Source organism: Mojavia sp., assembly GCF_059505145.1.
Map to the genome: position 1 here is coordinate 1 of NZ_JCACKA010000109.1, position 25,118 is coordinate 25,118.

Annotated in this window: 32 protein-coding genes and 1 pseudogene; 12 read left to right on the top strand and 21 right to left on the bottom strand. The window is 40.9% G+C overall.

What is annotated here, in order from left to right:
• Window positions 1-715 (bottom strand): tetratricopeptide repeat protein (locus AC5JL8_RS29545; RefSeq protein WP_495883244.1); only part of this gene is annotated, 715 nt, incomplete at its 3' end.
• Between the two features lie 67 nt (window positions 716-782).
• Here AC5JL8_RS29545 and AC5JL8_RS29550 point away from each other — a divergent pair.
• A complete protein-coding gene (locus AC5JL8_RS29550) occupies window positions 783-905 on the top strand; it encodes a hypothetical protein (protein WP_495883245.1) in 123 nt (40 codons plus the stop codon).
• Between the two features lie 202 nt (window positions 906-1,107).
• Here the strand turns inward: AC5JL8_RS29550 and AC5JL8_RS29555 are convergent, their stop codons facing one another.
• The gene (locus tag AC5JL8_RS29555; protein WP_495883246.1) at window positions 1,108-1,701 is read right to left on the bottom strand and encodes a hypothetical protein; all 594 of its coding nucleotides are present in this window, start codon (window positions 1,699-1,701) and stop codon (window positions 1,108-1,110) included.
• 229 nt (window positions 1,702-1,930) lie between these two features.
• On the opposite strand from AC5JL8_RS29555, the gene AC5JL8_RS29560 reads away from it, so the two are divergent.
• Entirely contained in the window at window positions 1,931-2,806 is an 876-nt protein-coding gene (locus tag AC5JL8_RS29560) for a hypothetical protein (protein ID WP_495883247.1), read from the top strand.
• 67 nt (window positions 2,807-2,873) lie between these two features.
• On the opposite strand, the gene AC5JL8_RS29565 is transcribed toward AC5JL8_RS29560, so the two are convergent.
• The 3 genes from AC5JL8_RS29565 to AC5JL8_RS29575 all read right to left on the bottom strand — a co-directional run bounded on the left by AC5JL8_RS29565 (window position 2,874) and on the right by AC5JL8_RS29575 (window position 5,644).
• Complete coding sequence (locus AC5JL8_RS29565) at window positions 2,874-3,743, bottom strand: hypothetical protein (protein ID WP_495883248.1); 870 nt, start codon at window positions 3,741-3,743, stop codon at window positions 2,874-2,876.
• Between the two features lie 93 nt (window positions 3,744-3,836).
• Window positions 3,837-4,361 (bottom strand): hypothetical protein, encoded by a 525-nt coding sequence (locus tag AC5JL8_RS29570; protein ID WP_495883249.1) that lies wholly within the window; start codon window positions 4,359-4,361, stop codon window positions 3,837-3,839.
• A gap of 8 nt (window positions 4,362-4,369) precedes the next feature.
• Window positions 4,370-5,644: an AAA family ATPase gene (locus AC5JL8_RS29575; protein ID WP_495883250.1), complete on the bottom strand. Its 1,275-nt coding sequence runs from the start codon at window positions 5,642-5,644 to the stop codon at window positions 4,370-4,372.
• A gap of 353 nt (window positions 5,645-5,997) precedes the next feature.
• Here AC5JL8_RS29575 and AC5JL8_RS29580 point away from each other — a divergent pair, with 353 nt between their 5' ends.
• Window positions 5,998-6,318 carry a sensor histidine kinase gene (locus tag AC5JL8_RS29580; protein WP_495883280.1) on the top strand — a complete coding sequence of 107 codons (321 nt, stop codon included), beginning with the start codon at window positions 5,998-6,000 and terminating at the stop codon, window positions 6,316-6,318.
• Between the two features lie 200 nt (window positions 6,319-6,518).
• Here AC5JL8_RS29580 and AC5JL8_RS29585 read toward each other — a convergent pair whose 3' ends face one another.
• From AC5JL8_RS29585 to AC5JL8_RS29595, 3 genes are read right to left on the bottom strand one after another with little or no spacing between them, the layout of a single operon-like run.
• Window positions 6,519-7,613 (bottom strand): AI-2E family transporter, encoded by a 1,095-nt coding sequence (locus AC5JL8_RS29585; RefSeq protein WP_495883251.1) that lies wholly within the window; start codon window positions 7,611-7,613, stop codon window positions 6,519-6,521.
• A 28-nt stretch (window positions 7,614-7,641) separates the two neighbouring features.
• A complete protein-coding gene (locus tag AC5JL8_RS29590; protein WP_495883252.1) occupies window positions 7,642-8,118 on the bottom strand; it encodes an NUDIX hydrolase in 477 nt (158 codons plus the stop codon).
• 2 nt (window positions 8,119-8,120) lie between these two features.
• Window positions 8,121-8,591, bottom strand: a complete 471-nt coding sequence (locus tag AC5JL8_RS29595) for a hypothetical protein (protein WP_495883253.1) — start codon at window positions 8,589-8,591, stop codon at window positions 8,121-8,123.
• 138 nt (window positions 8,592-8,729) lie between these two features.
• Here AC5JL8_RS29595 and folD point away from each other — a divergent pair, with 138 nt between their 5' ends.
• From folD to crtE, 3 genes are all read left to right on the top strand, one after another.
• Window positions 8,730-9,623, top strand: a complete 894-nt coding sequence (gene folD / locus AC5JL8_RS29600) for a bifunctional methylenetetrahydrofolate dehydrogenase/methenyltetrahydrofolate cyclohydrolase FolD (RefSeq protein ID WP_495883254.1) — start codon at window positions 8,730-8,732, stop codon at window positions 9,621-9,623.
• Window positions 9,613-9,804, top strand: coding sequence for a hypothetical protein (locus AC5JL8_RS29605; protein ID WP_495883255.1), 192 nt, complete (start codon window positions 9,613-9,615; stop codon window positions 9,802-9,804). Before folD ends, AC5JL8_RS29605 begins: the two co-directional genes overlap by 11 nt.
• A gap of 164 nt (window positions 9,805-9,968) precedes the next feature.
• Window positions 9,969-10,898, top strand: a complete 930-nt coding sequence (crtE, locus tag AC5JL8_RS29610; protein ID WP_495883256.1) for a geranylgeranyl diphosphate synthase CrtE — start codon at window positions 9,969-9,971, stop codon at window positions 10,896-10,898.
• Window positions 10,899-11,042: 144 nt separating this feature from the next.
• On the opposite strand, the gene AC5JL8_RS29615 is transcribed toward crtE, so the two are convergent.
• Window positions 11,043-11,285: a hypothetical protein gene (locus tag AC5JL8_RS29615; RefSeq protein ID WP_495883257.1), complete on the bottom strand. Its 243-nt coding sequence runs from the start codon at window positions 11,283-11,285 to the stop codon at window positions 11,043-11,045.
• 152 nt (window positions 11,286-11,437) lie between these two features.
• Between AC5JL8_RS29615 and AC5JL8_RS29620 the strand changes: the two genes are divergently transcribed.
• Window positions 11,438-11,905: a divergent PAP2 family protein gene (locus tag AC5JL8_RS29620; protein WP_495883258.1), complete on the top strand. Its 468-nt coding sequence runs from the start codon at window positions 11,438-11,440 to the stop codon at window positions 11,903-11,905.
• 48 nt (window positions 11,906-11,953) lie between these two features.
• Here AC5JL8_RS29620 and AC5JL8_RS29625 read toward each other — a convergent pair whose 3' ends face one another.
• The 4 genes from AC5JL8_RS29625 to AC5JL8_RS29640 form a co-directional block, all read right to left on the bottom strand.
• Window positions 11,954-12,598, bottom strand: a complete 645-nt coding sequence (locus AC5JL8_RS29625) for a hypothetical protein (RefSeq protein WP_495883259.1) — start codon at window positions 12,596-12,598, stop codon at window positions 11,954-11,956.
• A gap of 183 nt (window positions 12,599-12,781) precedes the next feature.
• The gene (locus tag AC5JL8_RS29630; protein ID WP_495883260.1) at window positions 12,782-13,111 is read right to left on the bottom strand and encodes an MgPME-cyclase complex family protein; all 330 of its coding nucleotides are present in this window, start codon (window positions 13,109-13,111) and stop codon (window positions 12,782-12,784) included.
• 62 nt (window positions 13,112-13,173) lie between these two features.
• Window positions 13,174-13,893 (bottom strand): SnoaL-like polyketide cyclase, encoded by a 720-nt coding sequence (locus AC5JL8_RS29635; protein WP_495883261.1) that lies wholly within the window; start codon window positions 13,891-13,893, stop codon window positions 13,174-13,176.
• A gap of 151 nt (window positions 13,894-14,044) precedes the next feature.
• Window positions 14,045-14,767, bottom strand: coding sequence for a pyridoxine 5'-phosphate synthase (locus tag AC5JL8_RS29640; protein WP_495883262.1), 723 nt, complete (start codon window positions 14,765-14,767; stop codon window positions 14,045-14,047).
• 136 nt (window positions 14,768-14,903) lie between these two features.
• Here AC5JL8_RS29640 and AC5JL8_RS29645 point away from each other — a divergent pair, with 136 nt between their 5' ends.
• Window positions 14,904-15,542 carry a Uma2 family endonuclease gene (locus AC5JL8_RS29645; protein ID WP_495883263.1) on the top strand — a complete coding sequence of 213 codons (639 nt, stop codon included), beginning with the start codon at window positions 14,904-14,906 and terminating at the stop codon, window positions 15,540-15,542.
• Between the two features lie 59 nt (window positions 15,543-15,601).
• Here AC5JL8_RS29645 and AC5JL8_RS29650 read toward each other — a convergent pair whose 3' ends face one another.
• The 3 genes from AC5JL8_RS29650 to AC5JL8_RS29660 all read right to left on the bottom strand — a co-directional run bounded on the left by AC5JL8_RS29650 (window position 15,602) and on the right by AC5JL8_RS29660 (window position 17,215).
• Window positions 15,602-15,844 (bottom strand): hypothetical protein, encoded by a 243-nt coding sequence (locus AC5JL8_RS29650; protein WP_495883264.1) that lies wholly within the window; start codon window positions 15,842-15,844, stop codon window positions 15,602-15,604.
• 77 nt (window positions 15,845-15,921) lie between these two features.
• Complete coding sequence (locus AC5JL8_RS29655) at window positions 15,922-16,164, bottom strand: hypothetical protein (protein ID WP_495883265.1); 243 nt, start codon at window positions 16,162-16,164, stop codon at window positions 15,922-15,924.
• A 265-nt stretch (window positions 16,165-16,429) separates the two neighbouring features.
• Window positions 16,430-17,215, bottom strand: coding sequence for an ABC transporter permease (locus tag AC5JL8_RS29660; protein ID WP_495883266.1), 786 nt, complete (start codon window positions 17,213-17,215; stop codon window positions 16,430-16,432).
• A 537-nt stretch (window positions 17,216-17,752) separates the two neighbouring features.
• Here AC5JL8_RS29660 and AC5JL8_RS29665 point away from each other — a divergent pair.
• Together AC5JL8_RS29665 and AC5JL8_RS29670 are read left to right on the top strand one after the other, a co-directional pair.
• A pseudogene (locus AC5JL8_RS29665) lies at window positions 17,753-18,375 on the top strand (exopolysaccharide biosynthesis protein).
• A 60-nt stretch (window positions 18,376-18,435) separates the two neighbouring features.
• Entirely contained in the window at window positions 18,436-18,981 is a 546-nt protein-coding gene (locus AC5JL8_RS29670) for a hypothetical protein (RefSeq protein WP_495883267.1), read from the top strand.
• A 68-nt stretch (window positions 18,982-19,049) separates the two neighbouring features.
• Here AC5JL8_RS29670 and AC5JL8_RS29675 read toward each other — a convergent pair whose 3' ends face one another.
• Window positions 19,050-19,727 carry a hypothetical protein gene (locus AC5JL8_RS29675; RefSeq protein ID WP_495883268.1) on the bottom strand — a complete coding sequence of 226 codons (678 nt, stop codon included), beginning with the start codon at window positions 19,725-19,727 and terminating at the stop codon, window positions 19,050-19,052.
• Window positions 19,728-20,147: 420 nt separating this feature from the next.
• Here AC5JL8_RS29675 and AC5JL8_RS29680 point away from each other — a divergent pair, with 420 nt between their 5' ends.
• Window positions 20,148-21,872: an ABC transporter ATP-binding protein gene (locus tag AC5JL8_RS29680; RefSeq protein ID WP_495883269.1), complete on the top strand. Its 1,725-nt coding sequence runs from the start codon at window positions 20,148-20,150 to the stop codon at window positions 21,870-21,872.
• Here the strand turns inward: AC5JL8_RS29680 and AC5JL8_RS29685 are convergent.
• Window positions 21,869-22,606, bottom strand: coding sequence for a peptidylprolyl isomerase (locus AC5JL8_RS29685; RefSeq protein WP_495883270.1), 738 nt, complete (start codon window positions 22,604-22,606; stop codon window positions 21,869-21,871). The two genes, AC5JL8_RS29680 and AC5JL8_RS29685, sit on opposite strands and share 4 nt — an antisense overlap.
• Before the next feature lie 384 nt (window positions 22,607-22,990).
• Window positions 22,991-23,365, bottom strand: coding sequence for a c-type cytochrome (locus tag AC5JL8_RS29690; RefSeq protein WP_495883271.1), 375 nt, complete (start codon window positions 23,363-23,365; stop codon window positions 22,991-22,993).
• Window positions 23,366-23,575: 210 nt separating this feature from the next.
• Here AC5JL8_RS29690 and petG point away from each other — a divergent pair, with 210 nt between their 5' ends.
• The gene (gene petG, locus AC5JL8_RS29695) at window positions 23,576-23,689 is read left to right on the top strand and encodes a cytochrome b6-f complex subunit V (RefSeq protein ID WP_495883272.1); all 114 of its coding nucleotides are present in this window, start codon (window positions 23,576-23,578) and stop codon (window positions 23,687-23,689) included.
• 85 nt (window positions 23,690-23,774) lie between these two features.
• On the opposite strand, the gene rsmD is transcribed toward petG, so the two are convergent.
• Both rsmD and hisH read right to left on the bottom strand, forming a co-directional pair.
• Entirely contained in the window at window positions 23,775-24,329 is a 555-nt protein-coding gene (gene rsmD, locus AC5JL8_RS29700; protein ID WP_495883273.1) for a 16S rRNA (guanine(966)-N(2))-methyltransferase RsmD, read from the bottom strand.
• A gap of 114 nt (window positions 24,330-24,443) precedes the next feature.
• Complete coding sequence (gene hisH, locus AC5JL8_RS29705; protein ID WP_495883274.1) at window positions 24,444-25,079, bottom strand: imidazole glycerol phosphate synthase subunit HisH; 636 nt, start codon at window positions 25,077-25,079, stop codon at window positions 24,444-24,446.
• Window positions 25,080-25,118 lie beyond the last annotated feature (39 nt).

A 25,118-nucleotide genomic window follows, 5' to 3' on the forward strand; every position in this document is an offset into this window, starting at 1 on the left:
CTTCACCAGAGCGATCGCCCACAGCACGCCATAGGGGAAGAGCTTGGTTGTAAAATTCGAGTGCTTTTTGCTTTTGTCCTAAAGCGTCGTAGACTCGACCGATATTATTGAGTGTAGTGGCTTCACCAGTGCGATCGCCCACAGCCCGCAATATGGGAAGAGCTTGGTTGTAAAATTCGAGTGCTTTTTGCTTTTGTCCTAAAGCGTCGTAGACTCGACCGATATTATTGAGTGTAGTGGCTTCACCAGTGCGATCGCCCACAGCCCGCAATATGGGAAGAGCTTGGTTGTAAAATTCGAGTGCTTTTTGCTTTTGTCCTAAAGCGTCGTAGACTCGACCGATATTATTGAGTGTAGTGGCTTCACCAGTGCGATCGCCCACAGCACGCCATAGGGGAAGAGCTTGGTTGTAAAATTCGAGTGCTTTTTGCTTTTGTCCTAAAGCGGAGTAGTTACGCCCAAGCCAAACTAGTGCATTTGCTTTAAGTTTTTGATCTTTGAGTTCCTGTGCCATAGCCGGAACTGGCTGTAATATTTGTATTGCCTTTTGGTGTTCTTGTTGCTGTGTCAGTTTTATCCCTTGTTCTAGCAGTTTTTCTGCTTCTTGCGATCGCGAGTTTTGAGTTTGTCCCCAGGTGGGTTGAGCTATCAGCATTACTGTTAAAGGCGTGATATAAAAGCCCACAGCCAACAAACTGGTGAGAATTTTTTTCATAGAATATTACAGATATAATCAGTTTTTATGAGCATCAGCCGAAGTTGTAGTTAAAAATGTTGAAACTGTGGTTACTAACGTTGAAGCTGCTATAAGAAATACTGAAGCTATTGTTACAACAGATGAAGGGTTTGTTATCAATGTTGAAGCTGTTGTTACTAACGTTGAAGTTGCTATAACAAATACTTAAGCCGTTGTTAGAAAAACTAAAGCGTTTGTTATTAATGCTGAAGCTATCGTAACAAACGTTAAAGTTGTCGTTATTAATGTTGAAGCTGTTCTAACTAACGTTGGAGTTGTTGTAACTAACGTTGAATTGATCGTAAAGAACGTTGAAGCAAATAGTTTATTGCTAGATTCGATTCTCAGGCAGTTGCTGAAATAATTTACGATTAATAAGGTTTTGCCAGAATGGTGATCGTTCGTTGTTGCGAATTGAACTGGATTTCATCCACAACATATTGCCGATTTCTAGCCACTGACTGAATACCCTGCAACTGTGCTGTGGAAACTACAGGTGGTTTGAGTTTCACTACCGCCTGACCTTGAGTAGGATTTTTGACGGTAAAAGTATTTAAAGGGATACCACTCCAAGTTACTGGCTTACCTATGGGGCGATCGCGCTCACCCCGGATAATTTGCCGCCCATTGCTTCTGTAAACCAACGCCCCATTCTTGAAGACTACTTTTTGAATTTGGCTCAGGGGAATCATGGCAGTTTTACCACTACGCTGAATTGATAGTGCTTGCCCTTGTGCATCAATTCCTATTACCCTACCACTGCTTGACTCACCCTTTTTAAGGATGACCTCTGCTAACTCTGGCAAGGCCACTATAAGTTCTAATTCATCCGCTTTGACTGGTATCTGTGCTAAGAAGAAACTTTCCGTCTTGACATCTTTGCTAATTACAGCTTGAATATTTCCTGCTAGCGCTGCTGCCATTACTAGGATTGCCACAACCCATCCCTGGAAAAAAGCTTTCATAGTTTTAACAGTCTATTTGACTGTTTTTAACTTTCTCATTAAACTTCAAACGCAGATACCAAATTTCCGTAAAATCACTAAAAGAAACTGATTATTTACCTGTAGTTATGCCGCAGGGGTAACGCACCATCCTAGATTTTTGGTGCATTAAGACTGATGTCCATAAAGCACCCTACTTTCTGCATTGTTTACTTAATTACGAATTACGAATTACGAATTACAAATTAGTATGACCCAAACCCCCAACCAGGAAACCAATATTTTAGGTAAATTCACGAGTGTACTTGGCTTACTGGGTGCGGCGCTTTTCTTTGCAGGCTGGATTTATCGTTGGTCATATTTCTACTTTTTTCAGCTAGAAGTTAATACCCTCGACTTACCTGCACAGTCTTTTTTGATAGTTCCCCTGCAAATATTTCTCGGAGATATCTGGACAATATGCAAAACAGCGATCGCTTTTATTGTAGCTGCGATCGCCATTCAGGTAACATTATGGTTAATTAAGATCGTTAGTGATGCGGTAGTTTCTGCAAGCCAATTACTACTGAGTCGCATCATCTCTGCAACTCAACACAAACGCTCATGGATAGCTAAACAGCTAAAATCTATAGCTGAATTTAGTTTTGGGCAACTGCGTTCAGTGGAGTTTCTGCGATCGCTAGTTAATGAGATAGTAATAGTATCTTGGGTATTAATTGTGATATTTTGGTTAGCTCGTTGGCAAGGCATTGCAGATGCTAGGCGGGATGCTGGTCAAAATTCTACCTTGCCCGTTGTAGCGTTAATTACACCTGAAGAAAAATTTGCTGTAGGGCGCAAACTTGATGATATATTTGCTGACCCTTCGTTGAAAGGTTATCGCATAATTGGAGACAGAGGTTTATTCGATGACTTGCGGGGCAGAGAAGATAATGATATTAGCAATCCAAAGCAGCCGCGAGTCTGGCGCTTACTCCTAGAACGTGGCGGCTGGATTTATTTGTTTCGAGCATTACCCCCAAATGCAAAATCTAACGAGATACCATCAGTGTTAGCTATTCAAGAAAGCGATAAGGGACATATCATCATTCGCAGTCCAGAAATTTCTAAAACTAGTTCTCCTTAATATCCGATGATAACGTGATGCGAAAATTGAAGGGCGATCGCTCAAGGTTTTTTCATCATAAATCTAACTAGCGTAGAGAATGCTTGAAACCATACGAGCGGTTATTTGTTCCTCTTTTTGCCGCCTTTGGGTAGTCTCCCAACCATTCAGATTTCGGTTTCATTTCAAACAGCGTGGCTTCTAACATTGCCAACAACAGATTTTTTCTTCTCAAAGTTTGTTTACGAAAGATTGTAGCTTGTTGCCCTAAACTTCTGTATGCAGACCACGAAACATCATTTGATACAGAGATGCCCACGTCCGTAAGTATTTGCTGTCTCAATATCAAGTGTGCCTGCAAAAGTTCATCCACGTTGATATTAGAATGATATGTTCTGACTGCTTGAGGATGTCGCCAAATGTAAGCAATTCCATCAAGTTGATTGACCTCTCTATTAATGGCAGTTAAAGACCAATCTTGAGATAAACTACTGTGAAAAGTACAGTTTTTTGCCAGTTTATCTTCTTTTAACGTAAAAATCTGACCAATTTCCGCAAAACAATACTGTTGTGGATGGGCAAAACACCGCGCAAATCCATTACCAGGGTCAACGTTATAGTCCATCAACTGGACAAAACCAAGAGATTCTAGAATAGTAGTTTGTTGCTGTAACCAATTTAAATCTAACTGTGGGTAATCTGCAATTACTGCTACTTTGAACTGCCATTCATTCGGTGTTGCCCGAAGCATCTGAATTTTTACATTTGATAGGAACCAGAGCAACGGAAATGTCACCAAAGCAATAACTATTGTGAAACCTAACAAATCTGGCAGATTCAGCAGATTAGTCAATTGCCAACCATTACCAGCAAGAAGATATAAAAATAAAGCTAAACCCGAAAGTACGTAGCTCCCCACCGCAAGCCAAAATGCTTGTATTCCTGAACTCAGTTTCATTGCTGCCTTTCTGCAATACTGTTACCCGGTTAGAGTACCCAGCGAAGAAGCTTCAATATCTATCTGTAGAATAATAAATCACTTAATATTTTTTCATCCTTTCCTGCGACTGCTGCGGCGTGTAGGTGGGGATGGTGGAGGTGGTTCCTGAGATTTTAGCTTGTCATCATCAGTGAGAAACTCTACATAAAAGCCCTTTTGGTGATAATGCTGACCCAAGATGACAATACTGGCATCACCCATAGAAGTTTTTTCTACAGCTTGATTTGGGAATTGAGCCGCTAAATGTCTTAATTTTTCCTCTTCCCAAAGAACAATTTGCTCATGAAACTTCGCCCAAGGTGTTGTTTCATCAGCTGCATAAGTTATGATTTTGGCAAATTCTTGAGCTGCTATACGTTTACTTTCTGAATTTGCTGTTTTAGCCTGTGCAATATGATTACCTGCTTCTATAACAGTAGCTAAAGGAAGCACTAGCGTTGTTGATTTGGCGATTTCTGCCTTAATTTTCTGATTTACACGCTCAAAATTCCATTCATTATTACCAGCAGTTTCTTTCCCTGGAACTTCTAACCAAACGCATAAAAGCGATGTATCAATGAGTAGCACCTTTCTCATATTAGTAACTATTCATTACGAGAAAGGCTTCTTTCAATTGCACCCTTAGTTGTCATATCACCTAAAGAATATGATGCAAACAACTTAGAAAAATTATCAATATCTTCTAAAAGAGTTAGCTTGCTTTCTCCAGTTTCAGAATCGCGGTGTGCGACAACTACAAATGGCACAATCTCTGGGCCTAAAGCATCAAGCAAAGCTGGGTTATGGGTAGTAAGTAAAATATCAATCTTTCTTTTTTCACCAATTTCTCGCAGTATTCTTACCAGTAATTCTGCACGTGAGGGATGCAAACCATTATCTATTTCTTCTATAACAATTTGGCTACCTTCTGGGCGAGTGAGTAATGCTGTGAAAATTGCTAAAAAGCGTAAAGTTACATCTGACATACTCCTGGCATCAATCTTTGGAAGATTATAACCCTTTTTCCACTCTTCCTGATAGTAAAGCATAGCGCCTCTTCGTAATTCGCTATCTTCTTCTGCCCATACTTTTTGAATACCGCCTGCTGCTAATTGTTTAATATATGTGGATAAAGTTGATTCTACTTCAGCTTTTTGTTCATCAGGTAATGCTACTAAAACACTTGCGATATTTGAAGCATCGCTTTTTATGCTTTCACAAAGGTGTGAATAATCGCGCATTTTTGAAGGTATGGGATTAAGGATTAAAATATTTTCTAAAGCATCAATAATGAAATTTTTTCCTTGATGTTTTAATGCCAAAAACTTATTATATATTTTTTCAAATTCTTCATCATTGATCTCTTTATTTTTATTTAAAATTTCATGTATTTCTAGATTTTCTTCTATTTCAATATGACCAATTTTCACTTCTTTTAATCCACTAATATTAGATGGAAAATAATTTCTTAAATTAATTGTGTTAATTGTATCAATATAATTAAAAACCCTGTTTTCAGTGAATAATTTAAATTCAATATATTCTTCTAAAATTTTAACTAATTGTAGTGTTTGTATATTAATAACATACAAATAATCTGCTTGTTCATCCTCACCCTGAACTAATGCTTTTAATGTAAACTTAGTTTCTGGTTTTCGTGCAGCCCACTCTACACCACCGCGAATAGATGGAAGCGTTTTATCGCCTGCTAAAGCTGTTTCAATATTCTCGCCTCTAGCTATTCTTTGCAAAAATTCCAAAGCTTCAACCACATTGGACTTTCCACTTGCATTCGTACCAATCAGAACAGTCAAAGGGTCAAGTGGAAGTTCTGCATAACGGAAACTTTTCCAATTTTCAAGGATGAGTTGCTTAAGCATGGCCCACTCCAAATAAGGTGTATTGAGTGTCTAATAAATTTATAACAACAGAATGATAAACGCTATTAATTATGTATCCACAACTTGTGAATGCAAGTTTAGTTTATGTAGTCGCACCTTTAAGGGTGTTGACTATTGCCACAATATCTGATGATAACTTGAGGTTACAAATAAATAGCGATCGCTCCAGATTTTCCATTGTTATTCAAATAATTAGCCCATATTTTTAAATCGTAGCGTCTCTAATTTACCCCAGTGTAGAGAAGAGGCGATCGCATATTAAATAATATTTCCCAAATTCATGTGATTTTCGGTGGAAATTAGGGAAATATAAATTTGTAACGTTTAATTAAATTTGCAATTCAGGATTAAGTTGTAATTTACCTTCTTCAACTCCAAACTCTCCCGAAATTCGTATTCGTACTGAATTTATAGATAACAAGCAAGTAGTTATTCGCATTGCTGATAATGGTTCAGGAATTCCTTTGAATGTAAAGCAGCGATTATTTGACCCTTTTTTCACTACTAAACCTGTGGGCAAAGGAACTGGATTAGGGCTATCCATCAGCTATCAAATCATTGCAGAAAAACACGGTGGTCAACTGCAATTTCTTTCTGCTGTTGGAGAGGGAACCGAATTTATTATTAAAATTCCTGTTGAACTTAATTTTTGATAAATTTAGGTAAACAACACAGATAAACGCAGATGCACACAAATAAATATCGGTGTTTATCTGTGTGCATCTTTGGATATTTTTAGCTTTATTTAGATTTTTGCAAGAAGTCTAATAAAGAAATAAATTAAATTAAAGATTTGAGGTTTGATCCGCAGCCACATAAGAAATTGTAAAGCCTGGAAACAACCATCATATCCCTATTCACCAACCTCAACCAAAGTAGGATGTTTACTATCTTCACTAGACACAATGATTTGACTAAATGCTCCATCACGCCAACTGTCTGCTATATCTTTAATAAAACTGGCGATGGGTATAGCAATTAACAAACCTAACACACCTCCCAATTTAGCTCCCAATAGTAAAGAAATTACCACCCAAACAGGATTTAAACCAGTTAAATTACCAAGAATACGGGGGGCGACAAAATTAGCATTTACTTGGTCAATCGCTACAGCTATACCTAATACTTCCACTCCTAGCCAAATATTTTGCAAAGCTATTAAAGAACTTACTATAGCTATGCCTATCCCTGTACCAAACGGGAAGAGGGAGAAAAAGCCAATGCCAATACCAAAAAGTAACGCTAAGGGAACATGCAATGCCAAAAATGCCAGTGTAATTGCAACTCCCAAAATAGCACCCAATGTTGCCTGACCAATAAAATAATTGTGAAAATCTTCTTGCAATAATTGCCGCACTTTTGAACCAATGTGAGGAGGAAACCACTGAAAAACTCCATCCCACAGGCTTTTCCCATTTAATACGAGATAGACCGTCAGCACTACTGCTAATAACACGTTGACGACAATGGCGATGGTATCGAAAGCAACGCTAAGAATTCTACCAGTGAAGGATTGAAGTTGATTAGACAATCTGTCTAATATTTGAGTAGCTAAACCAGTCAAATTTACAGGAAGTTGTTGTGTCGCTGCCCAATTTTGGAAAGCTTGGATTTGCTGACCGGCAGAATCAACCCAATAGGGAAGAATATTAGCCAGTTCATTAAGTTGTTCTATAATTAGCGGCACTAAGGTAATGCCTAAGGCCACTAAAATCACCACAGTAAGAAGCAAAGCTATTGCTATAGCTAAGTTACGTTGTACCCCGCGTTCCTGAAGAAACTGAATTGGATAATTCAACACAAAAGCCAGGAGGATGGCGGCAGCAAAAACGCTTACTAGAGGTTGAAAATACTGCACAACCTGAAGTAACAGCCAACCATTGAGAATGGCAATAGGAAATGCCAATCCGATACTTAACCATCGTGGTAGTTTGTTTGCTGATTGCATGAGTGGTGACTCCACAAGAACTCTAATTCTATTTTTGCTTCTGGGTACTGGACTCATGAAAAAGGTCAAAATTTCTCTCCATAAAATCCATAAAATCTAACATAATTCGCTGATGTACAGTCCCTAAAGGACGTACTTCACCAGCATTTTCTGAATAACACTGACCTTGGCGAATATTTTCTGGTGTCAATAACCCCATGTCCCAGCCTTCATTTAGAACTAGTTGATTTAATTCCACCAAAAGCGGTGCATGGAAGACATGACGGATCACTTTATCATCGGTATAACAACCAAATTCGGTAAATTCTGGTAAATTGTAGCCGATTTCTTCTAAAATCTCTCGCTTGACTGCTACATTTGGTGTTTCGCCAGGTTCGATATGTCCGCCAAACAGTGCCCAGGAACCAGGGTAAAGAATACTGGGGATGTTGTCTCGCAGTTGCATGAGAAACTTATTTTCTTGGTAGAGAATGGCGATCGCAACCTCAACCTTAGAATTATTCATAATTAAGACTCTTCTATATAAACTTCTCCAAACTCTTTGCCAGCTAAGGGTATGCTTTGGTAGCGAACTTTACCTTTAAACACAGCTAACTCTCCCTTTGCCAACTTAGTTTGATGAGTAATCACCCAGATTTTGCCAGTCGAGTCATCTATTTGATAAGCCCACCGCTTCACAAGCGGCACTTGCCTTTCTACCTTACCTTGGATGTAAACTGTAGCCCGGTTGTTTTGTTTTGGTTTGATTTCTCGAATTGAAGTGACGTTACTACCTATTCGGAAATTGCTGACGTTAAAGCCAGGTATCGAGTTACCACAACCAAAAAGTCCCACTACTAAGAACAAGGTAAACCCTAGACGGTAGGGAACAATGCTACGCCCGAACAATAAAGAAAAATAAAAATTTTTTGCTGGGTGCATGAGAGTCACCGGTTGAGAAAATTTTTGCATCAGTGCTTGCTTTGTTGCCAGCTTCATAAAATCAATTCCTATTCATACTAAGTTAGATGAAGAGTCCTGAGTAACGAGTGTTGAGCGAAAGATTCATCACAACTCAGCACTCAGCACTACTAACATTGGAGTTCGGACTCAAGGCGAATATAGCTGGAAATTCTCATGGAAACAAAAACTGCCAAACTTCTTGATGGTAAAGCTTTAGCTGAAAAAATTCATCAAGAACTTTCAAAGCGCATTACAGAGTTACAACCACAAATTGGGCGTCCTCCAGGTTTAGCAGTGCTGATGGTTGGTGATAACCCAGCATCGGCTGCTTATGTACGCAATAAAGAGCGAGCCTGCGCTAAAGTGGGTATTGCCTCTTTTGGTAAGCATTTTCCTGCTGAAACCACCCAAGCAGAACTAGAAGAAGTAATTGCTGCGCTGAATCAAGATGAACAGGTGGATGGCATTCTTGTGCAGTTACCTCTACCTAAACACTTGGATGCTGTAACTTTGCTGCATCAAATTGATCCTGATAAAGATGCTGACGGACTGCACCCAGTGAATTTGGGACGACTAGTGCGGCAAGAAGCAGGTTTACGCAGTTGTACCCCAGCTGGTGTCATGCGGTTGTTGCAGGAATATGAAATTCCTTTGCAGGGAAAACAGGCGGTGGTGGTGGGACGTAGTATTTTAGTGGGTAAACCAATGGCGTTGATGCTTTTGGAAGCTGATGCTACTGTGACCATTGCTCACTCGCGATCGCACAACTTAAAAGCCATTACCCAGAATGCTGATATTCTAATTGCCGCAGTAGGCCTTCCCGGATTGATTACCGCTGACATGGTGAAACCGGGCGCTGTTGTGGTAGATGTGGGGATGAATCGCGTTACCGATGCCAGTGGCAAAAGTCGTTTAGTCGGTGATGTCGACTTGGAATCAACAGCTGGCGTGGCGGAGTTTCTCACCCCAGTTCCTGGGGGTGTTGGCCCTATGACTGTCGCTATGTTGTTGCAAAATACATTTGCTAGCTATTTAAGGCGGCAAGGAGTTAAGAGTGATGAAACATGATCTGCGATCGCCCTACAGCCCTTCTCCTAAAGGAGACGCTACGCGTAGCTTGCTTCCTCGTAGGGGTACGGGCATCCTACGGCAGGCGCTGCGCTCCGCGCAATCGCATTTTGTTCTCTTAAATAGCGATCGTTCACGATCTGATTTTTCCTCTTTGTGTAGTGCAGCGCGACGGAAATAAAAATACTCTTCAAAATAGCGCAAAAGCCTGGAATAAAAGGTTTTTGAATTTTGAAGTTTAAATTTTGAATTTTACAAAGCAGCACTAGTGAGTCTTTCAGCTCCAAAGCCCCTTAAAATTGTGACGTATATGACAAAAATACCAAAATTTCAGGAATTTTAAGAATGGTAGCAACTGATAAGTTTAAAAAGACGCCAGAGACAGCCACGTTTAACCTATCAGCTTATCTCAAAGAGCGACAACAGCTTTGCGAAACCGCTTTGGATCAGGCGATTCCCATCGTTTATCCCGAAAAAATTTATGAAGCAATGCGCTACTCTCTCTTAGCTGGCGGCAAGCGTGTACGTCCCATTCTTTGCCTTGCTACCTGTGAAATGACTGGGGGCACAATCGAAATGGCAATGCCAACAGCTTGTGCCTTAGAGATGATCCACACAATGTCGTTGATTCACGATGACTTGCCAGCGATGGATAATGACGATTACCGTCGGGGTAAGCTGACAAATCACAAGGTATATGGCGAGGATATCGCTATTTTGGCTGGGGATGGCTTGTTGGCTTACGCTTTTGAGTTTGTGGCGACTCAAACCCCCCAGAATGTACCTAGAGATAGAGTATTGCAAGTAGTAGCTCGTCTAGGAAGGGCACTAGGAGCTGCTGGGTTAGTTGGTGGTCAAGTTGTTGATTTAGAATGCGAAGGTAAGCTGGATACTTCCTTAGAAACACTGAATTTCATTCATAACCATAAAACAGCAGCTCTTTTAGAAGCTTGTGTTGTTTGTGGAGGAATTTTAACTGGGGTATCGCCTGAAGATTTGCAACGGCTGACTAGATATGCTCAAAATATTGGGCTGGCATTCCAAATTGTGGATGATATCCTGGATATCACCGCTACTCAAGAACAATTAGGTAAAACTGCTGGTAAGGATCTCAAAGCGCAGAAAGTAACTTATCCCAGCCTTTGGGGAATTGAAGAATCGCGCTCAAAAGCCCAACAGCTAGTTGAGGCAGCTTGTGCGGAATTAGAACCATTTGGAGAACTAGCGCAACCTCTAAAGGCGATCGCTCACTTTATCACTAGTCGCAATCACTAAGCCAAGTCCTACGAGAAATTAAAAATTCCAAAACTTACCCCATAAATATATTTAGGGACTGGGATAATAGTAGACGACGCTTTGTGTCTGGTGCTAAGAAGCTTGACACAAATATTTCTCTCTCTACATAAATAAATTCAGGAGCTAGTGCTTGAGCGGGTTTTCCGAGTTGTAGGTACTGGTGTAGGATTTCATCCTTGATTTTTGAATTTTGCGAAAAGTTGAGCCAGTCGTTTCTGGGTTCCCACGCCACTTGCTACAAGTCGGCAGAGCCGCCCAAAGCAGTGGCTCCCCGTTATACGAACTGGCGTTGTCAGGAGGGAAACCCTCCTTAGCAAACTTTTCAAGACGCATTTTGAGAGAAGTCTCAACGTTGGCTGCCGACATACTAGTCCGTAGGCTAACTTGTCGTTAGTCATCAGAACTGAGGTGATTTTGACTGGGAGCCTAGCGACGGTCAATTTTGGATTTTGGGTTGCATCCAAACATTTCCAAAAAAAACAACTGCTGCTAATATCTACTAACCTAACCAAAATACCATGCAGGACATAGGCGATATCTTAGACAACCGGGTGCTGCTGGTTGCGCTGATAGCTTGTTTGATGGCTCAAGCCATGAAGCTCGTCTTCGAGCTTGCCACACATCGCAAACTAAATGTGCGTGTTTTAGTGACAACCGGAGGTATGCCCAGCGCTCATTCAGCTCTAGTTACCTCTCTAGCAACTGGTGTCGGGCAAACTCTAGGTTGGGCATCTCCTGATTTTGCTCTGGCTACAGTTTTTGCCATCATTGTCATGTACGATGCTGCTGGAGTTCGCCAAGCAGCTGGTAAACAAGCGCGGATTCTTAATCAAATGATTGATGAATTATTTGATGAAAAACATGAATTTAGCCAAGACCGCCTCAAGGAATTACTAGGACACACACCAGTTCAGGTAATAGCTGGGTCAGCTTTGGGCATAACCATCTCTTGGTTAGCTAGGTCTTTCTTAGCCAATAGTCTATAGTTCGTAGTTCATTCTCCAGCAACTAGCGACTATATGACTACTGGCTAACTACTGTAACCGCACAATTGACCGTAGTAACATCACCTTACGACTGTCTACTAAATAGGCAACAAAGCCGCGTTCATTTAGCTTCTGTAAGGTGCTGTATGCTTCTTTTTGGTTAGTGGTGTAAACTGCCAGTAAGTAAGGGCGTTGTCCGTAGGAAGCAAAGCCTACGTCACCTCCCACTACTTGTTCTACATTAGATGCGAGTTCTGGACGGTTGAAATAATCCACCAATACGGCATAGCCCTGTCCCAGAGCTTGAGGATTATAACTCACTGTTTGAGACGGTTGCACATCTGCGGGTCGAGTAGTGATGATCCCAGATAACCCAACAATATTGTTAATATATCTCGCCCAACGATTAGCATCGTCAATTTTGTTAAACCCTCCTATCCGTGTCACTGTATCTGTGAGGTATTGGCAGGTGGTGATGCTTTTAAGTTCAGGGGGTAAAGCATTACGCAGTTGCTTCTGAGTATTTGCTGTGGGGCTGACTACCAATAAAAGATACTCACCGACGTTCGGAGGTTGACAAACGGGAATACGTTGTTGAGCAGCAACAGAACTGATACCACCAATCAATCCCGCGATCGCTAATACTACAGCATATGGTAAATTCGGAAATCTCTGCACAACAGTCTCAGACATAAATAGTACTTTCTCAAAAGATTTCATAAAAATATATTTTGTTCCCCCTGGATGGTAGCAGGGGGGACAAAGAATTCAAAATTCAAAATTCAAAATTTAGAATATTGCCTTTTGACAAATACCTCCTGTCCCTGCTTAACCCTCACGAGTGATAATTATGTTTTACCACTTTTTTTAAGTATATTATGATACAGCAGCTAGAGATGCTAAAGCATTGGGAATTGTCTCAGAAGGAGCCTGAAATTCTCCTGTAATGACATATTCCAACCGCAGTTTCAACCACGTAATAAATTGAGAATTGGTAGAAATAATTGCAGCTGCTGGTTGGGGGCACTTTGCTTTAATCTCTGCCATCTCTGGTGCATCCAGAAAAGCTGGCTGCTTAACCAACCAAAAATCAATTTCTTTTTCTTGTTCGTGGTAATGACGGGTGCGTTCCTTTAATACCTCTTCTATTGGTTCTTCATGTACCAAAAAGTTCTGACTTGCCAAAACGTAATAGTAAGTTTGCATTTTCATCCTTTGATTGTTAATGATTGGTTTAAGGGCACAGATATATTCTGTACCCTTAAAAATTAACTCTTCTTGACTTTTTTAAACCAAGAACTAAAGGGACAAGCGCTTGCCTTGTTTTCACTACTTGAGTATTTGCCGCCAACTGTCAGCTTTTCTAAAAATAGCGTGTTGTCAAAGTAGTGTTCCAAGGAAACAATTTGTAGATCATCAGTAACTTTGGCAATGCTCATACCGATGATTTCTACTGTCTCTCCAGTTGGTGCATAGTCTTTGTATGCACCTTTAAAATGTCCCCAGTGTCGCCATTTAAATGTTACGTTCGGTGGCCCAGAGAAAACTTCCAAAACTTCCCAAGGAAATCCTTGAGGAAACGTTGTGTGGAAGATTTGACCTGATGATTCAAAACTTTCAGCAGAAGCTTTGTAATGCTCTGAATCAGCCATAAATAAATTGTAAGTACCTTGGGCTGCTAAATCTGTGGCTGTGTATTCTTGACCTCCATTAGTACTCACACGAAACTTGTCATTGACAATGGACAACCACTGCTGCGGGTTAGTTTTGAAAGATACCTCCATCTCGAAGGTTCTTACCAAGTTTTGCACGATCGCTTCTAAAGTACCCTCTAAGTGAATGCGTGTACTTTCTTTAGCCAGATTCTCTTTAGACCGAGAATAATCAGGCGGTGTCTGATAGCGCCATTGGGCATCAGTACTGCCTTCAATAACTTTATCCCGATCCTGTACCCAAAGTGGAAGATTGTTAGGCTGTGTTGCGCTCATAGAAGTCTTTGCTGAAGATTTTGACCCCAAATTTCTAGATTTCGCAGTTACAACCCCTCTGTCTTTAAAGAGTGCTGAGTGCTGAGGAGCCAGTTGCTGAGTGTTGAGTTAGGAGTTATTCTCCTTGTCCCCAATGCCCAGTCCCCAGCCCCTAGAGTTCGCCTCGTATGGCTTGTTTCATCTCACGGATTGCTCTTTCCATGCCTACTAATGCTGCCCGACTGATGATAGTATGACCAATGTTTAGTTCTTCCATCCCTGGAAGACTAGCCACAGGGTAAACGTTCCAGTAGGTAAGCCCATGCCCAGCGTTGACTCGCAATCCAGCTTGAATTGCTTGCTCACACCCTTTAGCTAACACGGCTAATTCTTGCTTGCGATTTGTTTCATCGACCGCCTCAGCATATTGCCCAGTGTGCAATTCGATAAACTTCGCCTGCACTTTGACAGATGCTTCGATTTGTGATGGTTCGGCATCGATAAATAGACTAACTGGAATGCCAGCACTCTGCAATTTATTAACTATCTCACCTATTTTAGCAATTTGCCCGACGATATCTAAGCCGCCTTCTGTGGTGACTTCTTCGCGCTTTTCGGGTACTAATGTTACATAATCAGGTTTGATGTCGAGGGCAATTCCTACCATTTCATCGGTAGCTGCCATTTCTAAATTCAGGTGCGTTCTCACCGTTTGCCGTAAGATTCGCACATCCCTGTCTTGAATATGCCGCCTGTCTTCTCGCAGATGTACTGTAATTCCATCTGCACCCGCTAATTCTGCCAGTACCGCCGCCGCTACAGGGTCTGGTTCCACCGTCCGCCGTGCTTGTCGGATGGTAGCGATATGGTCAATGTTTACGCCGAGTGTAGGCACCCCTTTTTTCTCCTGATCCACAGTCCTCAGAATCTTGATTTTACCGGAAATACTGGTTGCTAGGTGAGTTAGGGAGCGATCGCGTTCCTTACTCGACGGATTTACAATAATATCTATACCTACTTTTCAAGGCGATATGCTTTTAAAACTGCAACAAATTATCGTCAAACCAGGTCAACAAATGCTGCTCAAAGATGTTAGTTGGCAGCAGTTAGAAAATATTTTAGAAGAAATGGGAGAAAGACGTGCTGCACGTATTTCTTATAGTTATGGCTGGTTAGAAATTATGGTTCCTCTACCTGAGCACGAGAAAGATAAAGAAATATTCGGTGAGTTGGTGAGAATTTTATTAGATCAACTCCAAATAGATTTTGAGCCTTTTGGTTCCACAACACTCAAAAATGAACAAATGCGGCAAGCCGTAGAACCAGATACCAGTTTTTATATTCAAAATCAAGCTGCTGTAATTGGCAAAAATCGCATTGATTCAACTATAGATCCGCCACCAGATTTAGCCATTGAAATTGATATTACCTCCCGCACTCGATTTGATAACTATGAAATTTTGGGAGTTCCTGAACTTTGGCGATATACACAACAAGGTTTAGAAATTTACTTGCTACAGGAAGGAAAATATATACAATCTAAATCAAGTCCAAATTTTCCTAATATTCCAATTATTCAATTAGTCAATGAATATGTTCAGCAGTCTTTAACGATTGGGAGAAGTCAAACTATTCGTAATTTTAGAAATTGGGTAAAGACTAATTTATAGTTAATCTTAAATTAAGTTGCGCTGGCACTGTTTAATGTAATAAGAGAGAATTCACGCTACTAAGGTTGAATTAGCACAAATTCATATTGATTAGTACCAAGCTTTTGTTGAACTTTGACTAAAAAGATGGGGTTGTCTTTGCGATCGCCTGATGGTGAAAACTGAATCTTTCCCGTTGCACCATCGACTGAAAAATTTGGACTGTGTAGCGCTTTTTGTAACTCCTCACGGGTATTGCTTTTTTGCAACCCTGCAATGATTGCCAGAGTTGCATCATAAGATGTCGCTGTTCCCCAACTCACCGAAGCTTGCCATAATGAATAGGAATTCTTGACAAAGTTTGAATTGGGATCACTCCCACTATGCCAAACAAGTGCTACTACTCTTGCTGGCTGTTAGCTTTAACTTTCAACTTTTTGCCGTTGGCTTCTACTTCTAATTCAATTAGTTTGTTACCCAGGCGATCGCGCAAGTATCCCAGGAATTTTTGAAAATTGGCAAGGCTTACCTCAGTCTGCAAAACTCCTACCAGAAAACCTCCAACAGACTTTGCTCCTTGGGGTGTGTCTGCCACTGCTACGAGTTCTGCACTTTCTACATCTAAGTCTTTTATCTCTCGCAAGTGATTTCGCGTTTCTCGTTCCTGTTCCTCTGCATCTAAGCTGGGACTAGAAAGAGCGATCGTTAGTTTAACGTTAGATTCAGAACTCCTTTTGTCTCCTTTTAGATTTTCAAGCAGTTAACAATTAACTATATTTCAGTGATTTCTCTATTGACACCACATCTACAATATGGATTCTCCTAAAAATTTTTGCTATTTTTACAAAAAGTTATAAAATTCAATAAAAATCGATAGATAGGTAGATATAGGAGCATCACGGCTGCTTCTAACTCGAAGCACTTGTATAAAAGCGCAACGCAAATCGCCAAAACCAAGTAGAGATTAAAAATAGCCCGAATGCCAACCCTACTGCACCAATAACCCAGGTGATTTGACCCCGACCCAGCATCACTTCTGCTGGCACATTAGTTAAAAAGGCTACTGGTACTACGAAGGTAAAGAAAAATCGGTAAGCGCTCGGATATGCTACTATCGGATACCTTCCAGCTTCCAATAAACCTCGTAAGACTTCGGTGACGTTGTATATTTTCACAAACCAGATGCTAGTCGCTCCTAGCATAAACCACAGGCTATAAAGAATCACCAAGCCGAATAATAACGGCACTGCACTGGCTAGGTAGTTGCTTATTCCCAAGCCAAGGCGTCTACCTGCATAGCCAATTATGATGCTGCCAAAGACTAAATCTGGCAGACCCCAAGGGGAAAGTGTATGGGTGGAAAGCCAAAATTGACTGCGGATAGGTTTTAGTAGCACAAAGTCCAAAGTACCTTCTTGGACATGGCGAACAATGCGATTTAGGTTTGGAGCTAGAAAAGTAGAGGAAAAACCTTGCAGTAAAGTAAAGATTCCTAGAACAACTAAAGCTGCTTCCCACGACCAGCCGCCAAAAGTGTAGCCAGTACGGTAATAAAACAAGAATAGTCCAAAGAGACTGCCGATCATATTTCCCAAGCTACTGAGAGTAGCTAAGAGGAAGTTGAGCCGATACTCCATCTCAGCTGCGATCGCAGTACTCCAAAATAACTTAAGTACTTTCAAGTATCTTTGCATTCTGCACCTAAACCAAAACCTCTTATCTGTTATTATATTTTTTGCAAATACAATAAATTTATCTAAATTTAATATAATTTTGCGTTCCGAAAAATTGCTGAACGTTAAGATGTTGTATGTTTATTCATGAAAGTAAGATATTGTATGTATTTTAATTTACCAGAGCTGATTAAATCGCTTGGCTGTTTGCTGAATCTGCCTGGGTATAGTTTGTTGTTCACTGCTGAATTCGTAGCATCTCAGCAATTACTGAATATTTAAGTTCTGATTATTGGTGTTTTTATTTGTGCATTTCATAATTGTTTCTCTACTACCATCAATTCTTCATCTCATTCAATCAAATAAAAGAAACAAAAATTGAAATTGCTTTTGTACCTCACCTAAAATAGGCAGAGAATGAAAAACTTGATTTTTCAAGAAACTTCTACAAAGAAGAAAAGAGTAGATAATTTCATTGCGGCCTGTTCACTTTCATGTATGCTGTGTTTGAAAGTGAGCGATATATTGCTTTACTAAACTAGTAGTTATCCGAAATTTATGGCTAGGTTTTATCACGAATTACAACGCTATTTTTTGACGAAGAGCGACCATCACAAGTAACTTTGGCAGATATTTTGCTGCTAGCAAAGGAAAGAATTTTTGGATTTTTGTTGGTTATCCTATCTCTGCCTTCTGCTTTACCAGTTCCGGCTCCTGGTTACTCAACTCCTTTTGGCATTTTGATTTTTCTACTGGCGATACAGCTAATTACAGGTGCTAAAAGCCCTTGGCTATCTCAACGAATGATGAATCATCCTCTTAAACTTGATACAGTTCAAGGGTTTTTGAAAGCAGGGATTCCTTGGTTGCGAAGAATTGAAGCGATCGCTCGTCCGCGACTGAGCTATATATGTACTACATTACCTGGTAGAGTCACAATTGGCAGTGCGATCGCTTTAATGGCAATTTCAATGATGATTCCGATTCCGGGAACTAATACTCTGCCAGCAATGGGTATTTTTGTGACTGGCTTTGGTTTGTTAGAAGATGATGGTGCTATTAGTTTAGGTGGTTTAGTTTTGTGTGTGATGGGGGCAATTTTGACTACTTCAATTCTGATTGCCTTAGTTTGGGGTGGTTCCAGTCTCCTTGACGTGATTAAGACATGGCTAGGTCGTTAAGCTGCAAACATCCTATTGCAGGAGAATAAAACTAGAACACCGTAGCCTCAAAATTACCTCATGACTTTCTCCAACCACAACATTTATCTATTCCTGGAAAATCTGCTTTTTCTAGTATGTGCCACATCTTTTTTTATATTTGTAAGTTGGGTTTGGAGAGATTCTAAGCCTTTCAGTATCCCACAACCATTACCTACGTGGTTTAAGGTGTGGTTTGCTATTGTACTGGTGTTGGGTATCGCCCTTCCCCTACTGGCAATGGTATTGTGGGGCATTTGGTGGAATTACCAACAAGTTTTGATTCTCCTGGCTGATTACTTTCTGATGCTGGGGTTGCAAATTTTATCAGAAAGTGTAGTAGCGAGGAAATTTCATTCTTGTGTATGGGTGACTATTCCTTGCTTGTACTTGCCTTATCGTATCTGGCAGTTGTATCAGGGACTGATACTTTTAAATCCTCAGCCTGAATTAATCTGGGTACGGAATTTATTAATTTTCGAGATTGTTCTGTGGATTTTTAACTATGGTGTCCACTTGTCGCAATTGCCAAGGTTGCTGCGCTGGGAAACCCCAGCAAGTTCTCATCTGGGTCAAGATCCAACATAAGTCTTTTTAGGCGATTATATGCGATCGCCTATTCCCAAAATTCAACCTTCAATCAATGGCAGGGTAGATCACGCTTTTTCTTTGTTTACCAAAGCTAACCTTCCTTCCTTATATGCTTGTCTCAAAGCTATAGCTTCTGCCACAATTTGTTGAGCGCTCAAACCCTCTGAGTCTATCATGTTTTGCAGAGTTACCCCTGTACGCTCATCCTCTTCATGAATAGCTGGAATTTGGCAATATCTGCCTCCATTCTTTGTGCGCCGCCAAATACTTGGTTTTTCCGGTTTTGGTTCTTTGGGAGTACGTTTTTCTTTGACGAGAGAACGCACAGCTTCTTGGGTAATAGTGCTTAAATCTAAAAGAGCATCTATTACTGGCTTATACTTATTACTATTGTTTGCTAACTGATATACGGTCAATGGTTCAAGTTGTGCTAAATCCTGGGGTGAGAACTGACCAAATACCGCAGCAATCTTGAGATACCTTTTTTCCTCGCCTCTCCAGCCTCGGTCAACAAGTAGTTTTCTGTACTGCTTGATTGAAAGCTTCTGTTTTTGGTCGGCTAACCAAAACGCATGATGCAAAATTGTCTTGGTAACATCAGCCAGCGAAAGTAAGGAAAATTTTTCCGCACCAATGCTTTTGAGGACATTGGCTTTTTCTTCAACGTATTGCTCAAATTCTGATTTTGCAATTGCTTTAGAGTCAACTTGGGCTGCAATTACACTCTGTACTTGTGTGATCATGATGTTGAACTCCTAAAAACCCCCGCTATGCACAACAAATCCACCGCCTTGGGTTCTTCCTCAAAGACGATTGCACTAATGCTGGTGGAAGTTTATTTTTAAATTACTTACTAGAACAATTGTACTATTATTTTGACAATAAGAATCCCCAAACATACCCAAATTCTGGGAGAAGTCATGAAAGCTTTATACATAAACACGCGATCGCCCATGCAGTAGCATTCCGGTAATTCGTAATTAGAAAAGCCAGATTCAATCAGGGTTTCCACACTTTGGATCTGTAGCAGTTCATTTGGAGAATTGGTATAAGTTCTGGAATTGAGAAACCGACCTGAGTTAGAAATGATAGATAACTGTTCAGAAACTCCCTAAAAACTGATAGCGTCAGACAAAGGAGAATATTATTGTGGATGTGACAGCTTGAAAACGCGATCTAATTATTGGCAACTGCTACCTTATATCCGACCCCAGTGGCAAACCATCAGCAAGGGATTTGTTGGCATTTTAGGATATGTGCTAGCTACATTAACGCTGATCAATCTCGCGGGTAAATTGGCAGTGCCTTTTGGACAAGGTAATGTAGTAGCGATCGCCCAAATAGCTGCAATCTGCGGTGTGGTGTTTCTAGTGCGAGGCTTTTTTCAGTCTGTGCAAGATATCTATATGGCGCAAGCTGCTTTAAGAGTAGCTTTTAATCTTCGCAAGCAGGTTTATGCTCATCTGCAAAAGCTAAATCTCAGTTATTTTGAAACAGCAAAAGCAGGCGATTTATCTTACCGCCTCACAGAGGATGTTGACCGGGTTGGGGAAGTAATCAATAAACTGTTTCACGACTTTATCCCCTGTGTTTTGCAGTTGCTAGCAATTCCCATCTATATGATTTACCTGAATTGGCAACTGACACTAGCGACAGTGATAGTTGCGCCATTGATGGGTATTTTGATTGGGTGGTTTGGCGAACGTTTACAAAAGTATTCTCGTCGCAGCCAAAATCGTGTATCAGGTTTATCAGCCATACTTACAGAAGTTTTCAGTGGGATTCGTTTAGTACAGGCTTTTGCTGCTGAAAATTACGAAATTGCTAGATTTAGCCGGGAAGCAGAACGCAGCCTCAAAGCCAAATACTCAGCGGAACGACTAAAAGCAATTCAGATTCCCATTGTAGGATTTTTAGAAGCTTTGAGCGCTTTATCATTATTAATGGTGGGAGCATGGCAAATTTCTCAACGCAATTTAAGTGTAGGAGAGTTTTTCAGCTACCTAGCCGCAGCAGCTTTATTAATTGACCCCATTGGTCACACTACTAATAATTACAACGAATTTAAGCAGGGCGAGGCATCGGTTGACCGTGTTTTTGAATTGATGGCAATTCAACCGACGGTAGTAGAAAAGCAAAACGCGATCGCCCTTCCCCTAGTTAATGGCAAAGTGGAATATCGCCATGTCTGTTTTGCTTACAAACCTGGTGAACCTGTATTAAAAGATATAAATTTGTTAGCATTGCCAGGGGAAGCGATCGCTCTTGTGGGTAGTTCTGGCGCTGGTAAAACCACATTTGTGAATCTTCTACCCCGCTTTTATGACCCTGAATCTGGCAGCATCTTGATTGATGGTGTTGATATTCAAGATGTTACCCTTCATAGTCTGCGGCGACAAATTGGTATTGTTCCTCAAGAAACCATCATGTTTTCTGGAACAATTGCCCAAAATATCGCTTTTGGACAAGACTCGTTTGAGATGTCAGCAGTTGAAGAAGCAGCAAAAATTGCTAACGCCCATCAATTTATTAGCCAGTTACCGGAAGGTTATCAAACTTGGGTAGGTGAGCGGGGGGTAAATTTATCAGGTGGACAACGACAAAGAATTGCGATCGCTCGTGCTGTTCTCCTCAATCCGCAAATTTTGATTTTAGATGAGGCGACATCGGCATTAGATTCAGAGTCGGAAGCATTGGTACAAGAAGCTTTGGAACGGCTCATGCAAGACCGCACAGTATTTATTATTGCCCATCGTCTCAGTACAGTGCGGCGATGCGATCGCATTTTAGTGTTGGAACAAGGACAAATTGTCGAATCAGGTACTCATGAAGAACTGTTAGCGCTTGAGCGTCGCTATGCAAAGTTTTATACTCAACAATTTAGTTAGCTATCTAATGCAATTGCCGGAGTTATCATTTGCTTTTGCTGTTCTTGTAGCCAGCTTTCAAACAGTTCATTCAATAAGCGCACTCTCATAGCTTCATCCATTTGTGCAGGAATAAATTTCTCCAACTGTACAATTACGATCCATTCGGCGATGCGATTTGGAGGTAAAACTTGACCTGGTTGAATGTTAGAAAGCAATTGCGCCATCGCTGGATGAAGTTGATTTAATTCAATCGGGCCAACTAACCCACCTGTTTGAGCTTCTGGCCCACGTGAATATTGCCGCGCCACTTCTGCAAAAGACTGTTCTTTTGCCTGAATGCGGAAGTATAGTTCTTGGGCAATTCCCATATCCTGGGTTCGCAGCAAAGAATAAATAACTTTGTCCAATCTTCCCTTGGACTGAAAAAAATAGGATTCTACTTTGTTACCCCATGTAAGTTGCTTGAATTTTTCAACTTTCAGCTTCCGAACAGAGATTGCTTCTAGTTGATCGATACTTAGACCGTGATAGGCTATCCATGCTTTGACCTCGGCTTCTGTAGTTAACTGTCTCTCGGCGAAAAACTGCTGTTTGGCGTAGGCTACTTCTTCATCAGTACAGTCTATTGATGCGATCGCTTCGTCAATAATTAATTCCCGTCGCAGTTGTGGCAGCATTTGGTAACTTGCCAGCAAGGGAATCATTTCATCAGCCGTGATTGTACGGTTACCGATTTGGAGCACTTCAGTCATTAACTGTTAAGCATACTAAAAGTACATGGTTTGTTGGGTTTTACAATCTTTAGTTTTAGATGCTGAGTAAGCAGGATGCAAAAAAGCCATACTATAGCATACTCAGTAGTAACTTCTAAGTTGCTCCCTTTGTTATACCCAATACAATTGTAATTTTAAAAATCTACGAATTAGTATGAAGTTTCCTCGAAGAAGTTATTTAAGTAACATAAAAGGTTAAATTTTTCTTAAAAATGCTCACATTTGCTGGCTAATTCTGGATTTAGCGATCGCATGATTGCCCTGCGCTCCGCGCAATCGCTTCATACAGCCGAGTTCACCACTACAAAATTTTGATTTCATCAATAATGTTAGTTTTTTCTCAAAAACACCGCATAGTTAACTCTACAACGACTCTAAATAGCTCAAAAGGTCTGCCATCTCTTGGGCACTAGGCTGAAATTTTGGCATTGGCGGCGTTTCACCACTAATAACTTGGTGAATCAACCCATATCGGGATTTATGCTTGGAGACAGCTTGCAAACTGGGGCCTACTCGTCCATCTGCTTGCCAGCCGTGACAGCCAGCACAATTGATTTGAAAGATAGCGTTTCCTTGTATTGGATCTCCTTTAAGGGAGAGAACACTTTTGATGTATGGATCGGAAGCTCGAACCATCTGAACACCAAAAATGCCCAAAGGGATTGCTAACAGTACGGCAAGAGCCAGTAAAGCAATCCGCTGAATTAGAGTTTCAGGTTTGGTAATCTGGTTATCCAAAAGGTTTGCAGTTAAAGTTTAGCTTTGATAAGAATTTTTCATTTCCTACACATAGCTTAAAAGTTCTTGATGGTCTCTGCAAGCACAGATAATAATTTTACTGTGGGCACTCATTCCTTAAAAACGCTCTCTGGCGCGGGATTCATCCGCGATTTGGTAAAATCAAAAACAGGAAACGAATATTTAATAATTGCAAAGAGGAGATTTACAGTGGTTGAACCCCTGCTCTCAGGTATTGTCCTTGGTCTAATTGTAGCTACCCTTGCTGGTCTATTTTACGCTGCCTATAAGCAATTCAAGCGTCCCAATCAATTGGGGGGGTGAAGAACTATTGAGGCTTGAGTCTTGATTGGTGGGGAGATAAATTTATGGGGTGAAGCTTTGCCCATTAACTTATCTCCGCATCATCTCAGTACCCTGATTCCACACTTCTGTAAAAAGTCAGACCTGTGTTACCGTAAAATTTCTGGCGGCAAATCTCCCAATTGGGAATTATTGGCGGCGTCCAATCTTGGGAACTATGTTCAGTTGCAATTTCGCCGCCAGAATTTAAAAGCTGATAGTCAGCGATCGCTTCTAAAACTGGCTGGTACAATCCACTGGCATAGGGTGGATCAAAATAAATCTTGTCAAATTGCTTTCCTGATAGAGTTTTTAACTGCTGGATTGCGTTCCCCCGCAATACCTTCCATTCTTGTTCGTCACGAGCTATGCTCTGCCAATTTTGTTGAATAATGGCACAGGCTCGGCTAGATTGTTCAATTCCAACTACTAAACTGGCTCCTCTACACAAGGCCTCTGCACCCATTGAACCAGTACCAGCGCACACATCTAACCAGTGACAACCAGCAATTTTCCCCTGCCAAATATTAAAAACTGCCTGCCGTACTCGCGCACTGGTGGGTCTAGTATCTTTCCCTGGTAATGTTTTTAGCTGGCGATTGCCGTAAATTCTCAGGCTCATTAGTCATTGGCCATTAGTCAAGAGTCATTAGTCATTAGTCAATGATAATTGGTCAGTGGAAAAAATTAGTAACTGACAACTGACAACTCAACAACTGACAAACAACAAATTGTATTATGCGGCAACTTTTTCGCGGACTTGAGCAACAAAATTAGACAGGATTTGCAGACCTATATTAGAAGATTTTTCTGGGTGAAATTGAACTGCCATCAGGTTTTCATGAGCGATCGCAGCTGTTACAGTTTGAGTACCGTGAGTAACAGTTGCAGCACGTATTTGGGGGTTTGTTGGGTCAACATAGTAGGAATGAACAAAATACACCCAAGGCTGAGAAGGTAAATGTTCCCAGAGAATACTTTTTGGCTGAGTTATTTCCAGCTGATTCCAACCCATGTGGGGAATAGTAATTTCTGGTTCTGGACGAAACCGCCGCACTTTTCCGCTGATAATTCCCAGTCCTGGTTGTGTACCTTCTGCACTTGATTCAAAGAGAATTTGCAATCCCAAGCAGATGCCTAAGAAAGGTTTACCAGATGCGATCGTGTCTTTAATTGGTTGTTCTAAATCACGGGATCGCAGGTGTTGTACTGCTGGATCAAACGCTCCTACTCCAGGCAAGACTACTGCATCTGCCTGTTCTAATTCTTTGAAAGAATGAGTAATTTTCGGAGTGGCTCCAGCTTTTTCCAAGCCTTTGCAAACTGAATGCAAATTTCCCATATCGTAATCTACAACTGCAATAACTGGCATTGACCTGCTCCTTGTAAATTTATTATGGAGTGTTTTTCT

What these genes read in the sequence shown, in the direction of transcription:
- AC5JL8_RS29590 (WP_495883252.1), bottom strand. Translation starts at nt 8,118, where the DNA reads ATGAATAATTCTAAGGTTGAGGTTGCGATCGCCATTCTCTACCAAGAA.
- AC5JL8_RS29645 (WP_495883263.1), top strand. Translation starts at nt 14,904, where the DNA reads ATGCTTTTAAAACTGCAACAAATTATCGTCAAACCAGGTCAACAAATG.
- AC5JL8_RS29670 (WP_495883267.1), top strand. Translation starts at nt 18,436, where the DNA reads ATGACTTTCTCCAACCACAACATTTATCTATTCCTGGAAAATCTGCTT.
- crtE (WP_495883256.1), top strand. Translation starts at nt 9,969, where the DNA reads ATGGTAGCAACTGATAAGTTTAAAAAGACGCCAGAGACAGCCACGTTT.
- AC5JL8_RS29565 (WP_495883248.1), bottom strand. Translation starts at nt 3,743, where the DNA reads ATGAAACTGAGTTCAGGAATACAAGCATTTTGGCTTGCGGTGGGGAGC.
- AC5JL8_RS29560 (WP_495883247.1), top strand. Translation starts at nt 1,931, where the DNA reads ATGACCCAAACCCCCAACCAGGAAACCAATATTTTAGGTAAATTCACG.
- AC5JL8_RS29605 (WP_495883255.1), top strand. Translation starts at nt 9,613, where the DNA reads ATGAAACATGATCTGCGATCGCCCTACAGCCCTTCTCCTAAAGGAGAC.
- AC5JL8_RS29660 (WP_495883266.1), bottom strand. Translation starts at nt 17,215, where the DNA reads ATGCAAAGATACTTGAAAGTACTTAAGTTATTTTGGAGTACTGCGATC.
- AC5JL8_RS29555 (WP_495883246.1), bottom strand. Translation starts at nt 1,701, where the DNA reads ATGAAAGCTTTTTTCCAGGGATGGGTTGTGGCAATCCTAGTAATGGCA.
- AC5JL8_RS29630 (WP_495883260.1), bottom strand. Translation starts at nt 13,111, where the DNA reads ATGCAAACTTACTATTACGTTTTGGCAAGTCAGAACTTTTTGGTACAT.
- AC5JL8_RS29595 (WP_495883253.1), bottom strand. Translation starts at nt 8,591, where the DNA reads ATGAAGCTGGCAACAAAGCAAGCACTGATGCAAAAATTTTCTCAACCG.
- folD (WP_495883254.1), top strand. Translation starts at nt 8,730, where the DNA reads ATGGAAACAAAAACTGCCAAACTTCTTGATGGTAAAGCTTTAGCTGAA.
- hisH (WP_495883274.1), bottom strand. Translation starts at nt 25,079, where the DNA reads ATGCCAGTTATTGCAGTTGTAGATTACGATATGGGAAATTTGCATTCA.
- AC5JL8_RS29570 (WP_495883249.1), bottom strand. Translation starts at nt 4,361, where the DNA reads ATGAGAAAGGTGCTACTCATTGATACATCGCTTTTATGCGTTTGGTTA.
- AC5JL8_RS29615 (WP_495883257.1), bottom strand. Translation starts at nt 11,285, where the DNA reads ATGTCGGCAGCCAACGTTGAGACTTCTCTCAAAATGCGTCTTGAAAAG.
- AC5JL8_RS29575 (WP_495883250.1), bottom strand. Translation starts at nt 5,644, where the DNA reads ATGCTTAAGCAACTCATCCTTGAAAATTGGAAAAGTTTCCGTTATGCA.
- AC5JL8_RS29675 (WP_495883268.1), bottom strand. Translation starts at nt 19,727, where the DNA reads ATGATCACACAAGTACAGAGTGTAATTGCAGCCCAAGTTGACTCTAAA.
- AC5JL8_RS29585 (WP_495883251.1), bottom strand. Translation starts at nt 7,613, where the DNA reads ATGCAATCAGCAAACAAACTACCACGATGGTTAAGTATCGGATTGGCA.
- AC5JL8_RS29620 (WP_495883258.1), top strand. Translation starts at nt 11,438, where the DNA reads ATGCAGGACATAGGCGATATCTTAGACAACCGGGTGCTGCTGGTTGCG.
- AC5JL8_RS29635 (WP_495883261.1), bottom strand. Translation starts at nt 13,893, where the DNA reads ATGAGCGCAACACAGCCTAACAATCTTCCACTTTGGGTACAGGATCGG.
- AC5JL8_RS29625 (WP_495883259.1), bottom strand. Translation starts at nt 12,598, where the DNA reads ATGTCTGAGACTGTTGTGCAGAGATTTCCGAATTTACCATATGCTGTA.
- AC5JL8_RS29685 (WP_495883270.1), bottom strand. Translation starts at nt 22,606, where the DNA reads ATGACTGAAGTGCTCCAAATCGGTAACCGTACAATCACGGCTGATGAA.
- rsmD (WP_495883273.1), bottom strand. Translation starts at nt 24,329, where the DNA reads ATGAGCCTGAGAATTTACGGCAATCGCCAGCTAAAAACATTACCAGGG.